At 67.4% G+C, this 25,748-nt stretch carries 17 protein-coding genes; 3 read left to right on the top strand and 14 right to left on the bottom strand.

Features of this window, described 5'->3' with window-relative positions:
- The first annotated feature begins 278 nt into the window (after positions 1-278).
- The gene (locus ACVOMH_RS11875; RefSeq protein WP_481552090.1) at positions 279-2,474 is read left to right on the top strand and encodes a primosomal protein N'; all 2,196 of its coding nucleotides are present in this window, start codon (positions 279-281) and stop codon (positions 2,472-2,474) included.
- A 214-nt stretch (positions 2,475-2,688) separates the two neighbouring features.
- On the opposite strand, the gene ACVOMH_RS11870 is transcribed toward ACVOMH_RS11875, so the two are convergent.
- From ACVOMH_RS11870 to ACVOMH_RS11845, 6 genes are all read right to left on the bottom strand, one after another.
- Positions 2,689-5,352, bottom strand: coding sequence for a beta-mannosidase (locus ACVOMH_RS11870; protein ID WP_481552089.1), 2,664 nt, complete (start codon positions 5,350-5,352; stop codon positions 2,689-2,691).
- A 35-nt stretch (positions 5,353-5,387) separates the two neighbouring features.
- Positions 5,388-6,629 carry an AGE family epimerase/isomerase gene (locus ACVOMH_RS11865; protein ID WP_481552088.1) on the bottom strand — a complete coding sequence of 414 codons (1,242 nt, stop codon included), beginning with the start codon at positions 6,627-6,629 and terminating at the stop codon, positions 5,388-5,390.
- The gene (locus ACVOMH_RS11860) at positions 6,626-7,621 is read right to left on the bottom strand and encodes a carbohydrate kinase family protein (protein ID WP_481552087.1); all 996 of its coding nucleotides are present in this window, start codon (positions 7,619-7,621) and stop codon (positions 6,626-6,628) included. The genes ACVOMH_RS11865 and ACVOMH_RS11860 overlap by 4 nt, the downstream gene beginning before the upstream one ends.
- A gap of 6 nt (positions 7,622-7,627) precedes the next feature.
- Positions 7,628-8,872: an L-fucose:H+ symporter permease gene (gene fucP, locus ACVOMH_RS11855; protein ID WP_481523325.1), complete on the bottom strand. Its 1,245-nt coding sequence runs from the start codon at positions 8,870-8,872 to the stop codon at positions 7,628-7,630.
- Between the two features lie 106 nt (positions 8,873-8,978).
- Positions 8,979-10,040: a LacI family DNA-binding transcriptional regulator gene (locus ACVOMH_RS11850; RefSeq protein ID WP_481552086.1), complete on the bottom strand. Its 1,062-nt coding sequence runs from the start codon at positions 10,038-10,040 to the stop codon at positions 8,979-8,981.
- A 98-nt stretch (positions 10,041-10,138) separates the two neighbouring features.
- The gene (locus ACVOMH_RS11845; RefSeq protein WP_481552085.1) at positions 10,139-12,601 is read right to left on the bottom strand and encodes a GH92 family glycosyl hydrolase; all 2,463 of its coding nucleotides are present in this window, start codon (positions 12,599-12,601) and stop codon (positions 10,139-10,141) included.
- Between the two features lie 756 nt (positions 12,602-13,357).
- On the opposite strand from ACVOMH_RS11845, the gene ACVOMH_RS11840 reads away from it, so the two are divergent.
- Positions 13,358-16,477, top strand: a complete 3,120-nt coding sequence (locus ACVOMH_RS11840; protein ID WP_481523128.1) for a TonB-dependent receptor — start codon at positions 13,358-13,360, stop codon at positions 16,475-16,477.
- A 123-nt stretch (positions 16,478-16,600) separates the two neighbouring features.
- Here the strand turns inward: ACVOMH_RS11840 and ACVOMH_RS11835 are convergent, their stop codons facing one another.
- Positions 16,601-17,221, bottom strand: coding sequence for a glutathione S-transferase family protein (locus tag ACVOMH_RS11835; RefSeq protein ID WP_481552084.1), 621 nt, complete (start codon positions 17,219-17,221; stop codon positions 16,601-16,603).
- A gap of 43 nt (positions 17,222-17,264) precedes the next feature.
- Positions 17,265-18,062: an NYN domain-containing protein gene (locus tag ACVOMH_RS11830; protein WP_057506279.1), complete on the bottom strand. Its 798-nt coding sequence runs from the start codon at positions 18,060-18,062 to the stop codon at positions 17,265-17,267.
- Between the two features lie 128 nt (positions 18,063-18,190).
- Between ACVOMH_RS11830 and ACVOMH_RS11825 the strand changes: the two genes are divergently transcribed.
- Positions 18,191-19,471: an NAD(P)/FAD-dependent oxidoreductase gene (locus ACVOMH_RS11825; protein WP_481552083.1), complete on the top strand. Its 1,281-nt coding sequence runs from the start codon at positions 18,191-18,193 to the stop codon at positions 19,469-19,471.
- 142 nt (positions 19,472-19,613) lie between these two features.
- Here the strand turns inward: ACVOMH_RS11825 and rpoH are convergent, their stop codons facing one another.
- From rpoH to rhlB, 6 genes are all read right to left on the bottom strand, one after another.
- The gene (rpoH, locus tag ACVOMH_RS11820) at positions 19,614-20,489 is read right to left on the bottom strand and encodes an RNA polymerase sigma factor RpoH (RefSeq protein ID WP_481552082.1); all 876 of its coding nucleotides are present in this window, start codon (positions 20,487-20,489) and stop codon (positions 19,614-19,616) included.
- 180 nt (positions 20,490-20,669) lie between these two features.
- Positions 20,670-21,398, bottom strand: coding sequence for a uracil-DNA glycosylase (ung, locus tag ACVOMH_RS11815; RefSeq protein ID WP_481552081.1), 729 nt, complete (start codon positions 21,396-21,398; stop codon positions 20,670-20,672).
- Positions 21,395-22,237, bottom strand: a complete 843-nt coding sequence (locus ACVOMH_RS11810; RefSeq protein WP_481523122.1) for a response regulator — start codon at positions 22,235-22,237, stop codon at positions 21,395-21,397. Before ACVOMH_RS11810 ends, ung begins: the two co-directional genes overlap by 4 nt.
- A gap of 7 nt (positions 22,238-22,244) precedes the next feature.
- Entirely contained in the window at positions 22,245-23,207 is a 963-nt protein-coding gene (gene ftsX, locus ACVOMH_RS11805; protein WP_481523121.1) for a permease-like cell division protein FtsX, read from the bottom strand.
- A complete protein-coding gene (gene ftsE / locus ACVOMH_RS11800) occupies positions 23,204-23,890 on the bottom strand; it encodes a cell division ATP-binding protein FtsE (protein WP_054659484.1) in 687 nt (228 codons plus the stop codon). Before ftsE ends, ftsX begins: the two co-directional genes overlap by 4 nt.
- Before the next feature lie 69 nt (positions 23,891-23,959).
- Positions 23,960-25,612 (bottom strand): ATP-dependent RNA helicase RhlB, encoded by a 1,653-nt coding sequence (gene rhlB, locus ACVOMH_RS11795; RefSeq protein WP_481552080.1) that lies wholly within the window; start codon positions 25,610-25,612, stop codon positions 23,960-23,962.
- Positions 25,613-25,748: the final 136 nt, after the last annotated feature.

Raw genomic sequence — 25,748 nt, 5'->3', positions numbered from 1 at the left:
CCAGGACCGGGTTTAGCTTTTGTTTCACGAACAAGTATTTGATTTTTAAAGACTATTTTATGTGGCTATTTTTTGACCAAGTTAAGCGGAAGGCTTGACCCATCGGCTTGAGCGCGTGGAGCACCCGGCTCACCCACAGAGTTATCCACAATAAATGTGGATAAGCGGAAATCCCCAAGTACGGCCTGTGTTTACGTGCCATTTATGAATTGGTCCGGAGCACTTTCACCCAAGTGAACAGAACCGGCCCCCTGCCCGGCAACGGCTAAACTGGGCCCATGCCCGCCTGCCCTACCCTGCGCATCGCCCTGCCGGTGCCGCTGCCGCAACTGTTCGATTACCTGTCGCCGGAAAACAGTCCCGTCCCCTCCGACGGCGATGTCGGCCGCCGGGTGCGGGTACCGTTCGGTCCGCGCGAGCTGGTCGGGGTGGTCGAGGGCGTCGGCCAGGCCGAGGATCCGGCCGCCCTGCGCCCGGCACTGGCGTGGCTGGATCCGGCGCCGCTGCTGGCCGGGGAACTGGCCCGCTCGCTGCACTGGCTGGCGCGCTACACCCATGCGCCACTGGGCGAGGTGATCGCCACCGCGCTGCCGGCGCCGCTGCGCCGCGGCGAACCACTGGCCGATACCCACGGCTGGGCCTGGCAGCTGACCCAGGATGGCATCGCCGGCTTAGGCGCACTGCGCCGTGATACCCGCCCGCAACGGCTGGCCACGCTGCTGCAGGCCGGCGCGGTCAACGAGGACCTGCTCGACGACCAGCTGGAAGACTGGCGCAGCGCCGCGCGGGCCTTGCTCAAGCGCGGCTTCGCCGAGCGGATCGAGGTTGCGGCCCTGATCCCGCAGCCCAACACGCAGCCCGGCCCGACCCCCAATGCCCAGCAGCAGGAGGCGATCGAGGCGATCAACGCCGCCGACGGTTTCCAGCCGTTCCTGCTGGACGGGGTGACCGGCAGTGGCAAGACCGAGGTCTACCTGCAGGCCATCGCCCAGTGCCTGGCGCAAGGCAAGCAGGCACTGGTGCTGGTGCCGGAGATCGGCCTGACCCCGCAGACGCTGCACCGTTTCCGCAGCCGCCTGGGCATCCCCGTGCACGCGCTGCATTCGGGCCTGAACGACAACGAGCGCGCGCGGGTGTGGGCGGCGGCCAGCCGCGGCGAGGCGCGGGTGATCGTCGGCACCCGCTCGGCGGTGTTCACCCCGCTGCCGCAGGCCGGGCTGATCGTCATCGACGAAGAGCACGACGGCAGCTACAAGCAGCAGGACGGCATCCGCTACCAAGCCCGCGATTTCGCCCTGGTCCGCGGCAAGGCGCTGGAGGTGCCGGTGGTGCTGGGCAGCGCCACGCCGTCGCTGGAATCGCTGCACAACGCGCGCAGCGGCCGCTATACCCACCTGCGCCTGCAGCAGCGCGCCGGCGATGCCAAGCCGCCGGGCGTGCGCGTGTTCGATGTGCGCAAGCGCCCGCTGCAGGATGGATTGGCGCCGGAGGTGATCGCCGGGATCGGCCAGCATCTGCAGGCCGGCAACCAGGTGCTGGTGTTCAAGAACCGCCGCGGTTACGCGCCGGTACTGCTGTGCCACGACTGCGGCTGGACCGCGCCGTGCAAGCGCTGCAGCACACCGCTGCACAGCACGCCGATGACGGTGCATGGCGCTGGCCGCCGCCTGCAATGCCATCACTGCGGCGCGCGGGCGCCCGTGCCGCTGGCCTGCCCGGATTGCGCCAGCCTGGCGCTGCAGCCCCAGGGCATCGGTACCGAGCGGCTGGAGGAACGGCTGCTGCAGCTGTTTCCCGAGCATCCGGTGCTGCGCATCGACCGCAGCACCACCGCGCGCCGCGATGCGCTGGAGCAGACCCTGGCCACGCTCGGCGATCAACCCGGCATCCTGGTCGGCACACAGATCCTGGCCAAGGGCCACGATCTGCCCAAACTCACCCTGGTGGTGGTGGTGGGCATCGACGAGGGGCTGTTCTCGGCCGATTTCCGCGCCAGCGAGAAACTGGCCCAGCAGCTGATCCAGGTCGCCGGCCGCGCCGGCCGCGCCGAACGTCCCGGCGAGGTCTGGCTGCAGACCCACCACCCGGACAACGCGCTGCTGCACACGCTGGTCAACGGCGGCTACCACGCCTTCGCCGAAGCCGAGCTGCTGCAGCGCGAGGCCGCCGGCTTCCCGCCGTTCGCGCATCTGGCGCTGCTGCGCGCCGAAGCCAAACAGGTCGAACAGGCCAACGACTTTCTCACCGCGGCAAGAAACCTGATCGCGGCCGACAACGGGGTCGAGCGCTTCGGACCGATGCCGGCACCGATGCCGCGCCGGGCCGGTTTCCAGCGCACGCAGTTGTTGCTGTCAGCCGAACAGCGGCGGCCCTTGCATGGCCTGCTCGATGTGCTGATGGCGCAGGTGTACGCCCTGCCGCAGGCGCGGCGCGTGCGCTGGTCGCTGGATGTGGACCCGCTGGATCTTTACTGACGTCGGTCCGCCGGCACCCCGGACAATACCAGCCGGCGCATAGGCAGCGTTGTAGCCCGGGTAAGCGAAGCGCACCCGGGATGTCGTCGATGCCGGCACGGCGAGGTTTCCCGGGTGCGGCCATTGGCCTTGCCCGGCCTACAGACTGAAAAAGCACCGGCCGACCCTGTGCAGGCCGGCCGGAACAGGTGCGACTGTCGGGGGACGGAAGGAGCTAGAGCGTGTCGCCCAGCGTGCGCACCTGCAGCGCCTTGCGCAGGGTCGCCAGATCCGCGGCGCCGCGCACCACCAGCTCGCGGCTCTGGCCCGGCAGCAGGTCGAAGGCGTTGTCCTCGACGCTGGCCACGTTTCTATCGAAACCGATCCAGATCCCCCGCACCAGCCCGGCGCTGCGCAACTGCAGCACGTGGTGATCGCCCACCGCACGCAGCTCGGTCTGCAGCTGACCGGCCGCCAGTGCCTGGTCCTTGGCGGCGGTGAAGTACACCAGCCGCTGCGCTAGCAACGTCCCGTCACGCATGAGCTCGAACGCCGCCACGCTGCGGCGCGGGTCGGCGCCCTGCAGCAGTTCGGCATCGCTCAACCGCGCTACCGCGGTCGCCGACTGCGGTGCCAGCGTCAGCGCCTGTTCGCGCTGCTGCAGCACGCGGCCGTCGAAATCGAGCACGCGCAGCCGCCACTGCGCCGGCAGCGGCTGCAGGCCATCGTTGAGCAGGCTCACCGACGTGGTGCCCTCATCACGCAGCGCCGCCACCGCGACCTCGGCGAAGAACCGCCGCGCATGGAAATGCAGCGCCTTCCAGTTGCCGTAGTAGTCCACGCTCGACCACGACGCGCCGGGCCACACATCATTGAGCTGCCAGTACAGCGAGCCCATCGTGTACGGGCGCGAGGCACGGTGGTGCAGCGCGGCCAGCGCGATGCCCTCGGCCTGCATGGCCTGGCCCAGATAGAGGAAATCGGCGAACGAGCGCGGCGTGCCGTATTCCATCGCGATGTAATGCAGCAGGCGCGCGTTGCCCTCGCCGGCCATGAACTTCTGGTGGGCGCGGATCACCGGCCCGTCGATCTGCTGCTCGTCACGCGTGGCGAAGGCATCCACCGTGGACTGCTGCGGCCAGGCCTGCAGCCCGTATTCGGACATGAAGCGCGGGGTTTCCTTCAGGTAGGCGGTCGGCGGCAGCGCCGGCCCGCCCCAGACGTCCCAGTAGTGCTTGTCACCGCGCCGCGAATCGTTGGCCTTGGTATCCAGATCGTTGCTCGGCGAGCTGGACCAGTACGGCACGCCCAGGCCTTCTTCGGCCACCACTGCGCGCAGGTCGTTGCCGAACAGCTCCACATAGCCCTGCCAGACCTTATCGGCGAACACCGGGTCGGCCTCCTTCAAGGTCTTGCCGTGGCCCCAGTCCTTCCACGCGGTTTCTTCCTCGTTGTTGCCACACCACAGCACGATGCTGGGGTGGTGGCGCAGACGGCGGATGTTGTCGCGCGCCTCGGCCACCACATTGGCGCGGAACGCCGGATCGAAGCCGGGCTGCATGCCGCCACCGAACATGAAGTCCTGCCAGACCAGCAGGCCCAGTTCGTCGGCGAGATCGAAAAAGTCCTCGCTCTCGTAATAGCCGCCGCCCCAGTTGCGGACCATGTTCATGTTCGCGTCGCGCGCGCTCTGCAGGTCACGGCGCAGGCGCTCGCGCGTCACCCGGGCCGGGAACGCGTCGAATGGAATGGCGTTGACGCCCTTGGCGAACACCGGCACGCCATTGATCACGAAGGCGAAGCCCTGGCCGCCGTCGGCATCCTCGTCACGCTGCAGCTGCACCGAACGCAGACCGGTCCGGATGCTGGAAGACAGCGCCTCGCCGGCACCGCTGCCGATACGCGCCGTCACCGTGTAGCGGTCCTGCGCGCCATAGCCGACCGGCCACCAGCGCCGCGGCTGGGCGATCTCGATGGGCAGCTCCAGCGTGCGGCTGCCCGGCTGCAGCGCGACCTTGCGGCGGAGCTGCGCCACCGGTTTGCCCTCCGGGTCGAGCACCTCCAGCGCCACCGGCACCGTGCCGGCCGCCGCGCTGTGTTCGACCTGCAGCAGCACACTCAGCGCGGCGCGGTCGGCGTCCAGCGCATCGGTGCGCACCGCCAGATCGGTGATGCGCTGGTCATCCCAGCTGTCGATATGCACCTGCCGCCAGACGCCGGCGGTGACATAGCGCGGGCCCCAGTCCCAGCCGAAGTGGTAGGCCGGCTTGCGCACGAAGTTGCCGACCATCGCGTCCTTGGGCTCATCACCGTAGGGCGAGGGATAGTTGCCGGCGATCTTGTGCTCCATCGCCTGCACCTGCGGCAGCAGCGTGCGGATCGGCGAGCGGAACACGATACGCAGCTCGTTGCCGGTGGCGCGCAGCTGCCCGTCCACCCGCGCGCGCCAGGTGCGGTGCGCGTTGTCGGCCTGCAGCAGCGGCTGGCCGTTGAGGCGGACCTCGGCAAAGGTGTCCAGACCGTCGAAACGCAGCTCGGCATGCGGGCGCGCCAGCGTGGCCGCGTCCACATCGAAGCGCGCCCGGTATTCCCAGTCGCCCAGCCCGATCCACTGCAGCCCGGCCTCGGCCGCGCCCACATACGGATCGCCGATCAGACCGTTGGCGAGCAGATCGGTATGCACGCTGCCCGGCACCGTGGCCGCGCGCCACGTCTCCATACCCGGATGCGCGGACAGCTGCGCATCACCCGGCAGCAGCCGGAAGCTCCATTGCGCCTGCAACGGCGCGGCCAGCGCGGCGCCGGCCAGGCCGCACAGCAGACAGGCGGCCAGTGCGCGCCGCACCCAGCCCAGTCGCGGTGCTACCGCTTGGAAATGTTGATGCGACCGCTGCTGCATGCTGCCTCCGTTGGTTGTGCTGTACGCGCCGGAAATCAGCCCGGCGCGCCCTCGCGCACCACGTTCAACACTTCGTGGCAGGCGCCCATGGTGTGGTAGTCGGTCTTGCCGGCCGGGCTCTTCTCGTCGCTGTATTTGCGGTTGTCCGCGTCCAGGATGCGGAACCACGCGCCGTACTGGTGATCGACCAGGTGCTCCCACGAATAGGCCCACAGCTTGTCGTACCACTGCCAGTAGCGCGCCTCGCCGGTGCCCTGGGCCAGCAGCGCGGCCGCGGCCAGCGACTCGGCCTGCACCCAGAAGTACTTGTCGTCGTCGCAGACGAAGCTGTCGCCACCGATCGGCGCGCCGTCCATGCCCGGCTGGCGGCGGGTCTCCGGCGCGAAGCCGTAGTACAGGCCGCCGCGTGCCTCGTCCCAGGAACAGGCCACCGCGTTGTCGAACAGGTGCGCGGCGGTGGGCACCAGCCAGTCGGCATCGACATGACGGTCCAGGATCATCAGCAGCTTGGCCCACTCGGTCTGGTGGCCGGGCTGGAAGCCCCACGGACGGAACAGGTGCTTGGGGTTGTCCAGGTTGTAGTTCCAGTCGATGTTCCAGTCGGTGTCGTAGTGTTCCCAGACCAGACCGCCGGCCTTGGCGGCCTGCTTGCGGGTCATGTTGTCGGCCAGCTGCAGCGCGCGATCCAGATAGCGCTGTTCGCCACTGGCCTCGAACGCGGCCAGCATCGCCTCGCACATGTGCATGTTGGCGTTCTGGCCACGGTAGCCGGTGAAGTTCCAGTTCGCGTCGGCCTCGTCGCGGTACAGGCCGTGCTGCGGTTCCCAGAAGTGACGCTCCAGCAGCTGCCAGGTCTCGTCCATCCACTCGCGGCCCTGCTCGATCCCGGCCTTCAGCGCGCAGCTGTAGGCCAGCAACACGAAGGCCACGCCGTAGCAGTGGTTCATGTCGTCCTCGACGGCGCCATCGCGCAGCGTCCAGGCGTAGCCGCCGGTGGCCGGATTGCGGTGCACGTTGCGCAGGTAATCCACGCCGTGCTTCACCGCCTCCAGGTACTCGGCATTGCCGTACTCGCGGTAGGCCATGGCGTAGTTGAAGACGAAGCGGGTGCTGCTGACCAGGTGGCGGTGGCCGGCGTCATAGACGCTGCCGTCGTCACGGAAGTAGTGGAAGAAGCCGCCCTGCGGATCGATGCAGCGCGGGTGGTAGAAGGCCATCGTGTCGGCGATATGCGCGCGCAGGAAGGCCGGGGAGCGGAAGTCGGGCGTGGTGGTCATGCGAGGGCGTCCTGTTGCTGCAGCAGCTGCTGCACATCTTGCAGAGAAGGCATGGCGGCGAAGGCGCCCTTGCGGGTGACCGCCAGCGCGCCAACCGCGGCGGCGAAGCGCAAGGTGGCGGTGATGGCGTCGGCATCGGCGCAGAACGTGGCAAAGCCACTGCCGGCCCCGCCACGCTCGGTCAGGCCGAACAGCACGCCGCCGACAAAGGCGTCACCGGCCGCGGTGGTGTCGACCGTCTTCACGGTGAAGCTCGGCACCACGCCCTGATCCTCGCGCGTGTACCAGCGCAATGCGCCGGCGCCATCGGTGACGATCACCCAGCGCGCCTGCGCGGCGAGCAGACGCGAGAGCACCTGCGCATCGCCATCGGCGCCGAGCGGCTGCGCCAGATAGTCCAGCTCCTCGCGCGAGAGCTTGATCAGGTCGGCGCGTTCCAGCGCCTGCCACAGCCACGGGGTCGGATCGACCTCGGCCGGCCACAGCGCCGGACGCAGGTTCAGATCCAGGCTGACCACCGCACCGGCGGCGCGGGCGCGATCCATGCCGGCGAAGGTCGCCGCGGCGATGGCCGGCTCGGTCAGGCTGTTGGAGCAGACGTGGAAACAGGCGGTGTCGTCGAAACAGGCCGCGGTGAAGTGCTCGCTGCGGAACAGCAGGTCCGCCGCCGGGGGGCGGTAGAAACTGAAGCTGCGCTCGCCGTGGGCGTCCAGCGCGACAAACGCCAGCGCGGTCTTGGCCGCGTCGGTACGCACGATGCAGTCGGTCTGCACCCCGGCCTCGGCCAGGCTGCCGACCAGGAAGTCGCCAAACATGTCACGCCCGACCATGCCGGCGAAATGGCTGCGGGCGCCGAGCCGGGCCGCGGCCACGGCGACGTTGGCCGGCGCGCCGCCGGCGTACTGCAGGAACGCGCGCGGGGTCTCCGGCGAGGCCGGCGGCTGCGCTAGTAGATCGATCAAAATTTCGCCGAAACAAACAATCTTGCCCATCTGGCCTCAGCCTCCCTGGCTGTTGCCGACGCTGGAACGGGAACCGACCAGGCCGTAGAAAATGACATAGCCGTAGCACAGCAACGGCAATACGAAGGAATGGTGCACGCCGATGCGGTCGGCCAGCAGGCCCTGCAGGAACGGCACCAGCGCGCCACCGACGATGGCCATGATCAGCAGGCTGGACGCCTTGTTGGTCAGCGGCCCCAGACGCTCGATGCCGAGCGCGAAGATGGTCGGGAACATGATCGAGTTGAACAGGCCGGTGGCCACCACCGAGTACAGCGCGACCTTGCCCTGGCTGCCCATGGTCAGGGCCAGCAGGCCCACGTTGACCAGCGCGAACAGGGCCAGCAGTTTGCGCGGCGAGAACCGCACCAGCAGCGCCGAGCCGGCGAAGCGGCCGACCATCGCCATGGTCCAGTACAGCGACACGTAGTGGGTGGCTTCCTGTTCGCTGAAGCCGCCGATGTTGGGCAGCGACAGGTAGTTGACCAGGAAGCTGCCGATGGACACTTCGGCGCCGACGTAGAAGAAGATCGCCAGTACGCCGAACAGCAGGTGGCGATGGCGCAGCGCATCGCCGTAGCTGTGGCGGGCGCTGTCGGCCTGCTCGCTGTTCTCGGTCAATGCCGGCAGGCGGAACAGGAACACGAACAGCGCCAGGGCAAACAGCGCGATGCCCAGGCCCAGGTACGGGCCCTGCACCGATTGTGCTTCGGCGGTGCGGTAGGCGACCTGTTCGGCCAGCGGCAGCACGGCCAGCTCGTCGGCGCTCTTGACGGTGTTGCCCAGGATCAGCAGGCCACCGAAGATCGGCGCGATCGCCGTGCCCAGCGAGTTCAGCGCCTGCGCCAGGGTCAGCCGGCTGGAGGCGGTGCGCTCGGGCCCGAGCAGCGCGACATACGGGTTGGCCGCCACCTGCAGCACGGTGATGCCGGTGGCCAGCACGAACAGCGCGCCGAGGAAGGCGCCGTAGATGCGCAGTTCCGCCGCCGGCCAGAAGCCGAGCGCGCCGATCCCGGCGATCACCAGACCGGCGACGATGCCCTGCTTGTAGCCCAGCCGCGCGACCAGACGCCCGGCCGGGAGCGACATCAGGAAGTACGCGCCGAAGAAGGTGAACTGCACCAGCATCGCGCGGGCGTAGTTCAGTTCGAACACCGCCTTCAGGTGCGGGATCAGGATGTCATTGAGGCAGGTGAGAAAGCCCCACATGAAGAAGATGCTGGTGGCCACCCACAAGGCCATCCGCGTGTTGACCACGGGCGCGGACGATGCCCTGGACGGCAGCGGTGTTGATGGAATCGGCATGCGGTAAGCGCCTCTGCGGGTTGATGACGGGAAAGGAAAGGGATCAGGTCAAACGCGCTGCGCTGCTTTCGCGCACACGCAGCTGCACCGGGGCCACGGTGCGCATCGGTGCCGCGTCGGGGGTGTCCAGACGCTGCAGCAGCAACGCCGCGGCCTGGCGGCCACGTTCGCGCGGATCGGCAGTCAAGGTGGTCAGCGGCGGCACAGCCACGGCCGCCTCGGAGATATCGTCAAAACCGGTCACCGCGAAATCGGTACCGGGACGGATACCGCGCGAGGTCAGGCCCAGCATCAGCCCCAGCGCCACGGTGTCGTTGTAGCAGACCGCCGCCGTGGGCTTGTCCGCACCTTCGAATAGCTCGCCGGTGCGTTCGGCCGCTTCCAGCCGGTTCGGTGCCGATTCGATCAGCCAGTGCGGACGCGCCGGCAATCCGGCTTCGGCCAGCGCCTGCTGGTAGCCCAGTCGGCGCTGGGCGCAGGAGCTGGAGGCGCCATGGCCACCGAAAAACGCGATGTCGCGGTGCCCTTGTTCGATCAGATGGCGGGTCGCCAGGTAGGCGCCCTGCCGGTTGTCCAGGGTGAGGAAATCCCACGCGGCGCCGGGCAGTTCGCGGTTGAACAGCAGCACGTTGGCATTGACGCCCAGCACCTGCTGCAGCTGGGCGGTATCGCTGCCTTCGGCCGGGGACAGGATCAGCCCGGTCGGAGTGTGTTCCATCAGCGTGCTCAGCACCGCCTGCTGCCGTTTGGGCGATTCGCCGGTGCTGCCCAGCAGGGTCACATAGCCCTTGTCACCCAGCGCCTCGTCCACCCCGGAGGCGAACTCGGCGAAGAACGGATTGGACAGGTCGTTGATCACCAGCGCGATCGAGGACGAGGTGCGCCGGCGCAGATTGGCCGCGGTGCGGTTGTAGACGTAACGCTGGCGGCGCAGTTCGGCCTCCACCTTGGCACGGGTGTCCACATTGACCAGCGGACTGCCACGCAGCACCAGCGACACCGTCGCCCGCGACACCCCCACCGCCTGGGCGATGTCGGTGACGGTGACGGCGCGCTGGCCGGCTTTGCGGGCGCCGCTGCTGGCGCCGGAAGGAGATTCGTTCATCGTGTCCGCGGGGGTGGCAGGGAGCGCCAAGCCTATAGGATCCTGAACACGACCTGTCGCGGCCGTGCCCTGTCCTCCGGTTCTGGCGCCCCGGCGGCTCACTTCAGGACACTGCCCGGTGCGGCGCAGAACGAGACCGGCAGGTCGGAAACGGCCGTGCCCCAGCCCTGTTCCGGTGCCTGCGCGCCCAGTTCGAACGTCACCGTGCCGCCGCGCTGCAGGCGCTCCCAGTCCAGCCACACGGCCGGCTGCGGCTTGCCATCGACATGCACACTCTGGATGTACTGCAGCGCGCGACCATCGGCGCCCGGCGCCAGCAGGTTCAGGGTGCGGCCGTTGCCCAGGGCGATCTGCGCCTTGCTGAAACGCGGGGTGTGCAGCAGGAACTCGCCGCTGCCCGGCACCGCCGGGTACAGGCCCAGCGCGCTGAACAGGTACCACGCCGACATCGTGCCCAGGTCGTCATTGCCGGTCACGCCGTTGGGCGCGTTGGTGAACAGCTGCTGCGCGGCGCGCACCACGGTGGCGGTCTTCCACGGCTGGCCGATCAGCGTGTACATCCACGGGGCATGCAGGTCCGGCTCGTTGTTGGGGTTGTAGCGGAACTGGTTGTAGTAGCTGTAGGGGCCGACCACCCATTCCTTGCGCGCGGCGGTAAGCGGGGCCTTGAGCAGTTCGTCATAGGCGAAGAACGCATCCAGGCGCTTGCCGGCCTGCTCGCGGCCATGCATCGCTTCGACCAGACCCGGCACGTCCTGCTGCGCCAGCCACTGGTACTGCCAGCCGGTGCCCTCATGGAAGCCGTGCTGCGAGCGCGGGCTGTAGTGGCCGTTGGAGGGCGTGTACCAGTTGCCGTCCTCGCCACGCGGGCGCGGGAAACCGCTGAAACCGGTCTCCTCGTCGCGCACCGTGGCATCCCACACCTTGCGCCAGTTGCGCCCGCGTTCGCGCAGCAGCGCCGCGTCGGCGTCATGGCCCAGACGGTCGGCCATGTGCGCCAGCGAGCAGTCGGCCAGCGCGTATTCCAGCGTCGCCGAGCCGCCGTGGTGCGGATCCACGTCCATACCCTTGGAGGGGAAGGCGCGGTCGTAGGCCACGTAACCCTCGGCCTGGTAGCTGGCGTTGCCCGAACGGCCGGCCATGCGCGAATTGATCGGCGGCATCTCGAAGGCGTTGCGGCGCAGCGCGTCCCACGCCTCGTTCTCGCGGCCCTTGAGCGCACCAAAGCGCCACAGGTCCACCAGGAACGGGGTGACCGGGTCGCCGGTCATGATGTTGGTTTCGAAGTTGGCGTAGCCCCAGCGCGGCAGCCAGCCGCCCTGTTCGTTGATCGCCAGCACGGTGCGGCCGATGTCGCGGGCCACCTGCGGCTGGGTCAGCGCCAGCCACTGGTTCTGCGAACGGTAGGTATCCCACAGCGAGAAGTACTCGTAGTAGGTCCAGCCGTCGGCGCGGTGGATCGCATCGTCATAGCCACGGTAGCGGCCATCGGCATCGCTGCCGGTCATCGGCTGCAGCAGCGCGTGGTACAGCGCGGTGTACAGCACGGTGCGGTCGTCCTGGCTGCCGCCTTCGACCTTGACCCCGGCAAGCTGCTGGCGCCACTGCTGCTGCGACATCTCGCGCATGCGGTCGAAACCGATCAGCTTGCCGCCCTGCATGCCATCGGCACGCAGGTTGTTGCGCGCGCCTTCGGCATCGACGTGCGAGATCGCGGTGGTGGCGGTGACCGCGCGGCCGTCGGCCAGATCGAAGCTCAGCCACGCGCCATTGGGCTTGGCCTCGCCTTCCATGCTGTGGCGCGCGCCGGGCAGGCCGCCGGCCTCGCCCCAGGTGCCATGGGCCTTGAACGGGCGATCGAACTCGACCCGGAACCAGGTGGTGTACTGGTGGCCGCCGCAGAAGCTCTTGGTGACCAGCTTGCCTTCCACCACGCGGTCGCCGACCACATCGATCACGCTGCCGATCACCGAATGGCGCTCGTTGGCCTGGCCGACGTTGACCAGCACCTGGCCTTCCTTCTGCCCGGCGGCGAAGGTGTAGCGCTCGGCGGCGGCGCGGGTACGCGCGGTGGTTTCCACGTCGATGCCGCCGTAGCTGGTCAGGCGGACCTTGTAGTAGCCGGCCTGGCCGATCTCGCCGTCGTGGCTGTAGGTCGAGGCGTATTTCCTGTGGTCAAAGCTCTTGGCATCGGCGGTGTCGAAATCGCCCCCGGGGCCGATCGTGCCGGTCACCGGCAGCATGGAAACCTGGCCGCCCTGCTCCCAGCAACCGGCGCCGGAGATGAACGAGTGGCCGAAGCCGCGGATCTTCTCGTCGTCATAGCGCCAGCCGGAATAGTGGCTGCCGATCGGGCTGACCTGGATCAGACCAAACGGCGCCGACGCGCCCGGGAACGTGTTGCCGTCATCCTTGCTGCCGATGAAAGTGTTGACCTCGCGTTCCAGCGCGGTGGGCGCTGCCTGCAGCAGCGGCGCGAACGACAGCGCCAGCAGGCAGGCGACACCGGCAACGCGGCGACGGGCGGAACGGTCGAGGGGGGCAAGCGGCGATCGGCTCATGTGTGGATCCTGTGGGTCGATGTCGGTACGGCAAAAAGGGTGGCCCGGCGAACCGGGCCGCTGATACCCGACCCATCGGGGGATGGAGAGAGTGCCGGGATCAGTAAACGGATCAGGCCCGCAACGGCACTGCCCAACACCGGCATCACCGGGACTGGGAAAGCGTCATCACACGAACCTGTAAAGCAAGCAACGTTTGATCAGACAGGGAAACCAAGCATGAAACAGTGCCGCCGCAGACAGCCGTGACTGCGTTTGCATCGCTCCAGATTCAGACCCTGATGAATTTAGATCGATCCAAGTAAACCGCGCAATTCCCGTATTTGCATTCTGCGGCGCAACATCTCGCCGCGCCGTGGCGCAGACCGGCCCCGCCCCCGCCGCGACGATGGGCGGGGCGGCGCCCGTCCGGCGCGCTTCGATTCCCGGGCCGGCAGGGCTTGCGCATTTCCGCCCCGACCCGGCCATTTCGGCAATGGACAACGCGCCGCGCGGCAACGATCATTGCCGCCTTATTGCGCAGCAGCATGCACACAGCAAAGGGCTGTGCTAAAAAATCTACCACCAATAGTTTAGATCGATCCAAATCGACAAGTCACTACCGATCGAAAAATTTCAGGGAACCGCCACGTCCGGCACCACCGTCATCCGGGCCGAACGCGGCGGCTTCACCGCGCTGTTTTCCCTCGAAATTTTAGATCGATAAAAATTCTTTACACAGACACCGAATTCAATCCAGGAGAGGGAGAGAGCGCCATGAAACACAAATCACTGCTGCACAGCCGCGACGCATTGTCCGCGGCGATCGCCACCGCACTGTTTGCCGTGGCCATGGTGCCGGCCAGCGCGTTCGCACAGGACGCCGCAGCCGATGCCACCACGCTCGACAGCGTCACCGTCACCGGCTACCGCTACGCGATCGAGAAGAGCCTGGAGCAGAAGCGCGACGCCAACGCCGTGGTCGAAGTGATCACCGCCGAAGATGTGGGCAAGTTCCCGGACAAGAACGTGGCCGACGCGCTGCAGCGCGTGCCGGGCGTTATCATCAGCCGCAGCGGTGGCGAGGGCAAGAACGTCAGCGTGCGCGGCCTGGCCTCGGACCTGACCCTGACCCAGCTCAACGGCAACTTCGTCGCCTCCTCGGAAACCAACAACGAAGCCTCGCGCTCGTTCAACTACACCCTGCTGCCGTCGAACATGCTCTCGGCCGCCGAGCTGTACAAGACCCCGGAAGCCCGCATCGACGAAGGCGGCATCGGCGGCACGGTGATCCTGCGTACCCGCCGTCCGCTGGACATGGAAGCCAACTCCGGCTTCGCTTCGGTCGAGTACACCTCCTCCGATACCAGCAGCGGCGTCGACCCGCAGGCCTCGGCGATGTACTCCTGGCACAGCGATGACGAGCGTTTCGGTGTGCTGGTCGGCGCGACCAAGCAGAACCGCAACAACCGCAGCATGGAAGTCAGCACCGAAGACTGGCAGTGGTACAGCGACCGTGTCGATGCCAACGGCAACATCATCAACGACTTCGTCTGGAACCAGCGCGGCACCACCAAGCATCCGCCGGTCGACGTCAACGGCAACCCGCTGCCGGATGCCTCCAAGTTCTGGGGCGCCTCGGGCATCTATGACCAGAACGGCGGCCACTACTCCGGCTTCTTCATGCCGACCTCGGTCAACTTCGCGGTCAAGGACGAGAAGCGTGAGCGCACCGGCGGCCAGCTGACGTTCCAGTTCAAGCCTGTCGACAACGTCACCATGACCGCCAACTACTTCCGCTTCGAGCTGGAAGGCAACTACACCCAGAACATGCTCAAGGTGCCGGAATGGAACCTGGCGCGCGTGGCCGGTGACGGCAACTGGGAAACCGGCCGCCTGCTCAACGGCTTCACCCTGGATCCGAGCGGCACCATCGTCACCGGCGCCGAGTACGAGAAGCTGGCCGGCAAGACCTACATCTGCAGCGAAGACCAGGCGGCGGCCGCCGGCCTGCCGGGCGGCGGCTGGGGTCCGGACGACTGCACCGTGCCGACCCCGCAGCTGACCGGCACCTACAGCCGCGAGAAGGCGCTGTCGCAGACCGCCGACCTGTCCATCGACTGGGACATCAGCACGCTGTGGAAGGCCAGCTTCGGCGGCGGCCGCACCTGGTCCGAGGGTGGTCCGTCGATGAGCTTCCGCACCGCCGCCAAGCCGCGCCGCAAGGTCGATGGCCAGTGGCAGGCCGGCAACCAGTTCACCTCCTGGGACATCACCGGCACCCCGTCGGTGCAGTTCTCTCCGGACCTGCAGGACCAGCTGATGGCGGGCGTGGCCGAGATGGACACCGGCTCGACCGATTCGTCGTGGATGCAGACGAGCATGGAGCAGAACCACTTCCAGGCCGACTTCACCAAGCTGTTCGAGGCCGGCTGGCTGGATTCGATCCAGTTCGGCACCAAGTACAGCGACAGCAAGATCCACCGCAACACCGGCAACACCTACTGGGTATGCCCGGGTACCGATCCGAGCAACTACGACGACAACCGCTACCAGGCGGGCTGTGATCCGACCGCCGGCGACGCCCAGCCGGGCTTCTTCCTGTCCAAGCCGATCGGCAACATCGCCGGTGGTTTTGACGCCAACATCTTCCCGGGCATCAACTACCCGGCCTACATCGAGTACCTGAACAATAAGTACGGCGGCATGCACAACCGCCGCGAGTCGGACTTCGTCTACAACGTCGAAGAGAAGGTCAACTCCGGCTACTTCCAAGCCAACTTCCGTACCGAGCGCCTGCGCGGCAACGTCGGCCTGCGCGTGGCCCGCACCAAGCAGCACGCCGAGTCGAGCGATTCGGTCGAGCGTTTCAACGACTATTTCGCCGACAACGCCAGCGGTGCGCCGATGGCCTGTACCGATCCGGCCGCCGCCGGCCTGGTCGGTCACACCTGCGAAAGCGGTTTTGTGCGTCTGCCCGACGCGCTGGCCCGCGAGAAGAGCTACGTGATGGCCTCGCTGGACAAGACCTACACCGACATCCTGCCCAGCTTCAACATCGCCTGGGACATGACCGACAACGTGGTGCTGCGTGGCGCCGCCTCCAAGGTCATCGCCCGTCCGAGCTACACCTCCATCGCCTACCCGGGCGGCCTGACCTATTACTCGGAGGAGTACAGCAACGACCGTCGCGTCGCCGGCGGCGCGCCGAACCCGGGCTGGTACGGCTCGGGCAGCAACAAGGGCCTGGATCCGTTTGAAGCTATCCAGTACGACCTGAGCGTGGAGTGGTACTTCCAGCCGGGCGCCGTGGCCGGTCTGGGCGTGTTCCGCAAGGATGTGAAGAACTTCACCGTGCCGGTGGTGCGTGACCTGCAGATGTCGGTCGACGGCCAGACGGTGACCGTGCAGAACTACTCCACCCAGGCCAACGGCCGTGATGGCGTCTCGCAGGGTATCGAAGCGTACGGCCAGTACACCTTCGATTTCGGTCTGGGCTTCCAGGCCAACTACACCTACAACGACACCAACCTGGCTTCGGTGGAGATCGATGGCGAGAACATCGGCTCCTCGCCGCTGGTGGGCAGCGCCAAGAACCAGGCCAACTTCACCGTGTTCTACGAGAACAGCAAGTTCCTCGCGCGTGCCTCGTACAACCGCCGTGGTGAAATCGTCGGTGGCCTCAACAACGGCTTCACCTCCTACTCCGAGCCGTACGACCAGCTGGACCTCAACGCGGCCTACAACATCCGCGAGGACCTGACGGTGACCGCCTCGGTACTGAACGCCACCAAGTCCGAACAGCGCGTGCACCTGGGCAACGACACCAAGGCGCGCCTGCTGTCCAACAGCTACACCGGCCGCCAGCTGTACCTGGGCCTGAACTTCAAGTTCTAAGCCCCGGCTCCCGTACCTTCGGGTGCGGGGCCTGCAACACCCGACAGCCGCGCTGGCTCCAGCGCGGCTGTTTTTTTTGCCGATCGCCTGCCGCGTGCCGATCGATACGGTGCGCCCGGGTGGTTACGTCAGCGGCGTCATCACCGCGGTCCGATAGGCCGGGCGCTGCTGCAGCCGCGCATACCAGGCGGCCAGATGCGGCAGCTCCGGACGCTGGATGGGCATCTGGAACCACGCATAGGCGAAGGCCCCCAGCGGGATATCGCCCATCGCGAAGCGCTCGCCCGACAGCCATGGCCGCTGTGACAGTTCGGCATCGGCCAGCGCCAGCAGCTCGCCACAGCGCAGCAGCGCGGCGGCGATCCGCACTTCATCGCGATCGGCCGGCGCGGTACGCACCACGCCCCAGAACAGGTCGCGGAAGGCCACCGCGAAGCTCGAGCTGGTCCAGTCCATCCACTTCTCGCTCTGCGCGCGTTCGGCCACCTCTTCCGGATACAGGCTGCCCAACGCATAGCGCGCGGCCAGATAGCGCACGATGGTGTTCGATTCCCACAGCGGCAGGCCGTGATCCTCGATCACCGGCACCAGGCCGTTGGGATTCATCGCCCGGTATGCGGCCGTACGCGTGCCGCCAAAGGCGCCGCCGACCTCGATCGATTCATAGGGCAGGCCGATCTCCTCGGCACACCACAGCACCTTGCGCACGTTGCTGGAATTGCGCCGTCCCCAGATTTTCAGCATCTGTGTCCCTCCCGTGGTGTGAGCGGCTCCCTCATGCCGGCGTTCAGCGCGCGCCCTTGCGCGGCAGCACCCGCACCGAGCTGGTCTTGCCTTCCTTCTTCAGCTCGAACAGGCCCACCGCCGCCAGCAGATCACTGAGCTTGCGGTAGCCGTAATTGCGCGAATCAAACGAGGCGCGGTTGGCGATCTGGTTGCCCACCGCGCTGAGCTTGGCCCAGCCCTGGTCATCGGCGGCCGCATCGATCGCACCGCGCAGCAGATTGAGCAGGCGGCTGTCACCGCGCAGCTCGTTGCCCGGCCGTGGCGTGATCGGTGCAGCCGGGGCCGGATCGCCGGTGGCGTCAGCCTCCGCCGGCGCCGCGGCCGCGGTGTGCGCCGTGGTGATCACCGGCTCCGGTTCGTCATTGCCCAGCGCTTCCAGGTAGGTGAACTTGGAACAGGCGTTGACGAAGGCCAGCGGCGTCTTCTGCTCGCCAAAACCATAGACCTTCACCCCGTCGGTCAGCAGCCGCATCACCAGCGGGGTGAAGTCGGCATCGCTGGAGACGATGGCAAAGCCGTCCAGGTTGCGCGCGTACAGCAGGTCCATCGCATCCACCACCATCGCCATATCTGAGGCGTTCTTGCCCTTGGAATAGGCGAACTGCTGGATCGGCCGGATCGCGAACTCGTGCAGCACGCTCTCCCAGCCCTTGAGCCGCGGATTCTTCCAGTCGCCATAGGCGCGGCGCACATTGGCCACACCGAACGCGGCCACCTCGACCAGGATTTCATCGATCTTCGATGCCGGCGCGTTGTCGGCATCGATCAACACGGCGATACGCTTTTCAGGGTCGGACACGGCGCTGCTCCACGGCAATGGACGGCCCCGAGTATCGACCATCGCCGGTTCACGCCCCATCAGTGCGATGATCGGCAGTGACTGTCGTTCCTACCCGCCCGGTCCGCCGGCCCCGACCGGAGTCCTGCATGTCGCGCGTTCCCCATCTTGTGGTCATCGGCGGCGGCTTTGCCGGTTTATGGGCCACCCGTGCGCTGGCCGGTGCACCGCTGCGGATCACCCTAGTCGACCGCCGCAACCACCACCTGTTCCAGCCGCTGCTGTACCAGGTGGCCACCGCCGGACTGTCGGCCCCCGATATTGCCGCGCCGCTGCGCCACATCCTGGGCCGCCAGCACAATGCCGAGGTCCGGCTGGGCGAGGTGGTGGCGATCGACAGGCAGGCCCGACAGGTGCGGCTGGGCGATGGCAGCCGGATCGGCTACGACCTGCTGGTCGTGGCCTGCGGCGCCACCCACGCCTACTTCGGCCATGACGAATGGGCCGCCGACGCGCCCGGACTGAAGACCCTCGACGACGCGCTGGCGCTGCGCCGCAAACTGCTGCTGGCCTTCGAACGTGCCGAGGCCGAACCGGACCCGGCGCGCAAGGCCGCCTGGCTGAGTTTCGCCATCGTCGGCGGCGGCCCCACCGGCGTCGAGCTGGCGGGCACCCTGGCCGAGATCGCCCGCCACACCCTGAAAAACGAGTTCCGCCACATCGACCCGGCCGCGGCCAAGGTCCGGCTGGTCGAAGCCGGGCCACGGGTGCTGTCCAGCTTTCCGGAAGTGCTCTCGCTCAAGGCGCGGCGACAGCTGGAGAAACTCGGCGTGGAGGTGCTCACCGGCACCGCGGTCAGCGCGATCGATGCCCACGGCTTCCAGCTGGGCGACAGGCATATCCCCGCCCGTACCGTGGTCTGGGCCGCGGGCGTGGCCGCCTCGCCGCTGGCGCGGACCCTGGACGTGCCGCTGGACCGTGCCGGCCGCGTGCTGGTGCAGCCCGACCTGACCGTCCCCGGCCATCCGGAGATCTTCGTCGCCGGGGATCTGGCCGCGTTGCAGCAGGACGATGGCCGCCCGGTTCCCGGTGTGGCACCGGCGGCCAAGCAGATGGGCAACCACCTCGCCACGGTCATCAAGGCGCGTCTGCGGGATGCACCGGCACCGCCGCCCTTCCGTTACCGCGACCACGGCAACCTCGCCACCATCGGGCGCATGGCCGCCATCGTGCACATGGGCCGGCTGCAGCTGTCAGGCGTGCTGGCCTGGTGGTTCTGGCTGGCCGCGCACGTGTTGTTCCTGATCGGCTTCCGCAACCGGCTGGTGGTGCTGCTGAACTGGGCGGTGGCGTACTGGAGCTACCAGCGCGGCGCCCGCATCATCTTCGGCGATGCCGACAGCGGCGCCGGGGAAACGCCCGGCAGCTGATCTCCGGCGCGCGTGCCGGCGATCCGCTGCACGCGGATGCGCCTTCGCAACCGCTGCCATCGGCGCTTGGCGGACAGCCCCGCCAAAACGGCAAAGGCCCGGAATCCCGGGCCTTTGCCTTGTCACACCCAGGCCGCACCGATCAGGCGGCGAACAGTGCCTTCATCTTTTTCAGCGCATTGGCCTCGATCTGGCGGATACGCTCTGCCGACACACCGTACTCGTCGGCCAGCTCCTGCAGCGTCACCTTGCTGTCGGCATCGAGCCAGCGGCGGGCGATGATGTCACGCGAACGCTGGTCCAGCTTGGCCAGACCTTCGCGCAAAAGCTGCATCTGGTTGTCTTCGCTGTCCTCGCGCTCGTAGGCCTGCGACGGGTCTTCCTCGCGGGCGACCAGATAGGCGGCCGGTGACGGCGGCGCGTGGTCGTTGTACTCGTCCGTCGGCGCATCAAAACCGATGTCACGGCCGGACAGGCGCGATTCCATTTCCATCACTTCGCGCTCGGACACGTTCAAGTCCTTGGCCACCGCGCTGACTTCAGCCGCGTTCATCCAGCCCAAGCGGGTCTTGGACCTGCGCAGGTTGAAGAACAGCTTGCGCTGCGCCTTGGTGGTGGCGACCTTGACGATGCGCCAGTTCTTCAAGATGAACTCGTGCATCTCGGCGCGGATCCAGTGCACCGCGAAGGACACCAGACGCACGCCCATGTCCGGGTCGAAGCGCTTGACGGCCTTCATCAGGCCGATATTGCCTTCCTGGATCAGGTCGCCCAGCTGCAGGCCGTAACCGTTGTAGCCGCGGGCCACATGCACGACAAAGCGCAGGTGCGAATGCACCAGCTCGCGTGCCGCATCCAGATCCTGCTCGTCACGGAAACGGCGCGCCAGTTCCTGCTCGTCATCGACCGACAGCACCGGGATCTGGTGCACGGCACCGATATAGGCGTCCAGCGAACCGAGCGCGCTGGGAATCGGGAGATTGTTTGCCACAAGGGCAGTAGAGGTGTTCTGGCTCATAGGACCTCATCTTAGCAGTCGGACTATTGGACTGCTGAGTACAGAAAAAGTTCCAGCGTTCTGTTTTTGTCGCAGAACTCACAGTAAAAGCTGAATGGGCGACCGCGACGCAGGAGCACTCCAACAGGTCCTACCGTAGCAAAGCCAACGCCACCGCGATATGACAGGCATCAAGGAGATTCAGACAGCAGTGAACCCGGCTTCCAGCACCTGGCGCGATGGCAGACCCCAGTCGACCGGGCCCAGCCCGCGCCGCTGCAGGTACTCATTGGCCTGGGAGAAGTGACGGCAGCCGAGGAAGCCGCGATGCGCCGACAACGGCGACGGGTGCGGCGCCTTGAGCACGCGGTGGCGGCGGGTGTCGATGACCTTGCCCTTCTGCTGGGCGTAGGCGCCCCACAGCAGGAATACCAGCCCCTCGCGCTCGCGGTTGAGTACATCCACCACGTGATCGGTGAATCCTTCCCAGCCGCGGCCCTGGTGCGCGCCGGCCTTGCCCTCTTCCACCGTGAGCACGGCGTTGAGCAGCAGCACGCCCTGGCGCGCCCACGGCAACAGACAGCCGTGGTCCGGGCGCGGAATGCCCAGATCGGCCTCGATCTCTTTATAGATGTTGAGCAGCGAGGGCGGCACTGGCACGCCCGGCGGCACCGAAAAGCTCAGGCCATGGGCCTGGCCATAGCCGTGATACGGGTCCTGGCCCAGCACCACCACCTTAACCTGCTCGAACGGCGTGGCCTCGAACGCGGCGAAGATCCGCGGCCCGGGGGGAAACACCTGCGCGCCGGCGGACTTGCGCTGGCGCAGGAACACGGCCAGCTCGCGCATGTCCGGGCGCAGCAGCCAGTCGCCGATCCTGGCCTTCCAGCTGGATTCAAGCTGGATCTGCGCAGATGCCGCTTCGCTCACAGCACCACGACCGGCTGGGAAAGCCGTGCCAGTCGCAGCTGGAACAGCACCTTGGTCACCAGCAGGCGTTCTTCCACCGGTTTCTGCACCAGATCATTGGCACCGGACTGCAGCAGCGCCGACTGGTTGTGCGGATTGCTGTCGCCGGTCATCACCAGCACCGGCAGACGGCGCTTGCCATAGCCGAAATCGACGCGGATGCGCTCGACCACGTCGCCCCCGTTGAGCTCGCCCTTGAGGGTGACGTCGGTCAACACCAGGTCGATGCGACGCACGGTGCGGCCCAGCGATTCGGCCGTCAGCAGCGAGAACGCGTCCTCGGCGGTAAGCACATGCACCACCTGCAGGTCGTGGCGTTCGAGCATGCGCTTGGTCGCCTCGGCCACCACCCGGCTGTCTTCCACGTACAGCACAGTGGCGCCGGGCACCGGCTCAGGCTGCACATAGCCGCGGATGAAGGTCGCCAATGCCTCGTGGCCCAGCGATTTGTCGAAATAGTCGGTGACGAACTCGGTGAAACGGCGCTGCTCCAGATGCTGCTGGGCATCGCCGGAGACCACGATCACCGGCACATACGCCTGCGCCGCGGTTTCGCGCACGCTGCGCGCCAACGCCAGGCCATCGCCATCGGGCAACGCCAGCGACGTGGTGACCAGATGCACCGGGCCGGCGGCCAATGCCTCGCGGGCCTCGGCGATGCTCGCGCAGCCGATGACATCCACATCCGGCAGCTCACGCTTGAGCACATCGGAAATCAGCCGGCGGACCAGTTTGGAACCATCGACCACCATCACCCGCGGGGCGTCACTGATCAGATGTTTAAGTTCTTGCGCTCGCATGCGGGCCTCAGGTCTCGGTCGGGCGAGTCTGCCTGAGGAAGTGGCCGGTCACCAGCCATGCCCCCAGCCAACCCAGGATCGTCGTCGCCACCAGCACCATCACCGAATGGAACAGATCCAGCCCATGCAGCACGAACGGGCTGCCATAACTTTGAGAAAGCGCGGCCAGCGGCGGCCGCAGCGCCAGCCCGCAGACGCCGATCAGCGCCAGCGCGACCAGCCCGGCACCCAGTCCGTACCATGCGCCCAGATAGACAAACGGGCGGCGGATGAAGCCGTCACTGGCGCCGAGCAGCTGCAGCACGCCGATCTCCTCGCGGCGGGCCTGGATATCCAGCCGCACGGTATTGCCGACCACCAGCGCCGCGCCCAGCCCGAGCAGCAGCGACAGCACCTGCACCAGCCGCGCGCCGAAGCCCAGCCAGCCGTCCAGCCGTTGCCGCCACAGCGCATCGTGCTGGACCAGATCGGCCTGCGGCAGCGCCTCCAGTGACTTGGCCAACGCCGCATCATCGCCATGGGCGGGGGTGACGATCAGCAAGGTCGGCAACGGATTGTCACCCAAGGCATCGATCGCCTCGCCCAGCCCGGCGCTGTGGCGCAGCTCGGCCAATCCTTCATCGGGCGAACGCACCACCACCTGCGCAACATCGGCGTTGCCGCGCAGCGACTGCACCACGGCCTGCGTGGCGGCTGCATCCAGATCCGGCTTCAGGAACAGGTTGATGTCGCGCGACTGCTGCACGCTGCCGGAAAAATGCTTGAGGTTGTCCAGGGCGATGGACAGGCCCAGCGGCAATGCCAATGCCAGCGCCATGACCGCCACCGTCAGCAGGGTCGCCCATGGCTTGCGCAGTGCACGGCCGAGGCTGAACACCACACTGTGCAGGTGATGGCTGATCCAGATCCCCAGCCGCGAGGGCGCGGCCACTGCGCTGTTGGCGGGCTTGTTCGGGGTACTTACGCTCATTCGGCCAGGTCCTGCGGCGAAATGTCATCGACCAGACGGCCGTGATCGAGGATCAACACGCGCTTGCGCATCTGTTTGAGCAGGGCCAGGTCATGGCTGACCACCAGCACGCTGGTGCCACGCGCCGGCAGTTCGGCGAACAAGGTCATGATTTCCGCCGCCAGTGCCGGATCCAGATTGCCGGTCGGCTCATCGGCCACCAGCAGCCTGGGTTCGGCCACGATCGCGCGGGCGATGCCCACGCGCTGTTGCTCACCGGCCGACAGCTGCGTGGGCAGGGCCTTCTCGCGATGCCCCAGGCCCATCCGCTCCAGCACCGAGCGCACGCGCTTGTCCGCATCGGCGCGACGATCACCGCGCAGGATCAACGGCAAGGCGACGTTCTCGCCGACGCTGCGGTCGGTCAGCAGGCGGTGATCCTGATAGACCGCGCCGACCTGGCGCCGGTGCAGGGCGACCTTGCCGCCGCGCACCTTCAGCAGATTGCGCTCAGCGAACAAAACCGCGCCGCGCGTGGGGCGCTCGCTCAGGTGGATCAGCTTGAGCAGGGTGCTTTTGCCTGCCCCCGAATGCCCGGTGACGAACAGCATTTCGCCGGCGGCCACCTCGAAGCTGACATCCACCAGCGCCGGATGGCCACCGGCATAGTGTTTAGTGACATTGTCAAAACGCAGGACGCTCATGCGGCGATTATGCCGGAGCGCGGCCCGCGTGCGCCGCCCCACTGCGAGGCGGCGCGGAGACCGCGGCGATCAGCTGCCCGACAACATGCGGCGGATCTTGCGGCCCAGCCGGGTCAGGAACGAATCGGCCTCGTTGCCCGCCGTGCGCATCGGCTTGGCCGGCACCTGGGTGGGACCATTGCTCGGCGGCGCCGTGGTGGTCGCGCCTTCGGCACCTTCGACCGGACGGCCATGACGGCGACGGCGACGCTTGCGCGGCGCGCGCTCACCCTCGACGGCCGGGCTGTTGGCCGCCGACGGCGCCTCCACGGCGGCCGGACGCGGCGGCCTGGGCGCGGCATCGACCGCCTTGTGCTCACCCTCCACGCGCGGCTTGCGCGGTGGGCGCGGCTTGCCATCGGCACCACGGCTGCCCCCCGGCTTGCCATCACGACCACCGCGACGGGCCTCGTCGGCCGCCTTCTGCTCGCGGGCCTCGCGGAAAATCGCACCCACGCTTTCCTCGGCCTCGCCTTCGGGCAGCGGCGCGCGTTCCGGACGCGGCAGCGCGGTCATCAGCTCGCTGGTCACCGCTTCAACCGGAATCTTCTGCTCGATATAGGCCTCGATGTCCGGCAGACCCATCGCATAGCGCTCGCAGGCGAAGCTGATCGCATCGCCCTCCTCGCCCAGACGCGCGGTGCGGCCGATGCGATGCACGTAGTCTTCGGCGTCGAACGGCAGGTCGTAGTTGTAGACGTACTTGATGCCATCGATATGCAGACCGCGCGCGGCCACATCGGTGGCCACCAGCACTTCCAGCTGGCCGGCCTGGAACCGCTTGAGCAGGCTTTCGCGCTTTTTCTGCGGCACGTCACCGGACAGCACACCGACGCGGTAACCGGCTTTTTCCAGCGCACGGGCGACGCGCTCGACAAACACCTTGGTATTGACGAACACCATGGTGCGGGCGCCTTCACTGCGCGACAGCAGGCCGATCAGCAGCGGCAGCTTTTCCTCGTCGGCCGGGAAGTAGATGCGCTGGCGCACGCGGTCGGCGGTGATGCTTTCGGTCTCCACCACCAGCTTCTGCGGCTCGTTCATGTGCTCGTAGGCCAGCTCCAGCACACGGTGGCTCAAGGTGGCGCTGAACAGCAGGGTCTGGCGCGTGGTGCGCTCGGGCATGCGCCGCAGCAGGAAGCGGATGTCCTTGATGAAGCCCAGGTCGAACATGCGATCGGCTTCGTCCAGCACGCAGATCTCGCAGGCGTGCAGCGAGACCACCTTGTGCTGCTTGACGTAGTCGATCAGGCGGCCGGGGGTGGCGATGATCACGTCCACGCCCTGCTGCAGCAGCTCGCGCTGCTTGTCGTAATCCACCCCGCCGTAGACCAGCGCAAAGCGCAGCCCGGTGTCGGCGGTGAACTTCATCGCGTCCTTGTGGATCTGGATCGCCAGCTCACGGGTCGGCGCCAGGATCAGCGCGCGCGGGTCTTCCGGCTTGCGGTCGGCCAGCGCCGGACGGGTCAGCAGGCGGTTGCACACCGCCACCAGGAAGGCCAGCGTCTTGCCGGTGCCGGTCTGCGCCTGGCCGGCCACATCGCCGCCGGGCAAGGCCACCGGCAGGGTCAGCGCCTGGATCGGGGTACAGCGGGTGAAGCCAGCTCCTTCAAGGCCTGCCACCAGCGAGGGCTGCAGGTCGAAGGAGGAAAACGTCACATCGGTCAGCGGTTTGTCGCTCATTATTCTGTCTTTGTTGTGCCGGCCGGCCAAGGTGGCCGGGCAGCTTGCATCGATTCGGGTGCCGTCGCACACTGCGGCCCCTGCGCCGGGTCGCGTGACGTTGGGCCCTGCCCTGTATGTCTACGCGAATGCCCCA

This window comes from Stenotrophomonas sp. STEN013, from assembly GCF_056760355.1.
Note: the sequence above shows the minus strand (reverse complement) of the source record. Positions and strands in the feature narration are given on the sequence as shown.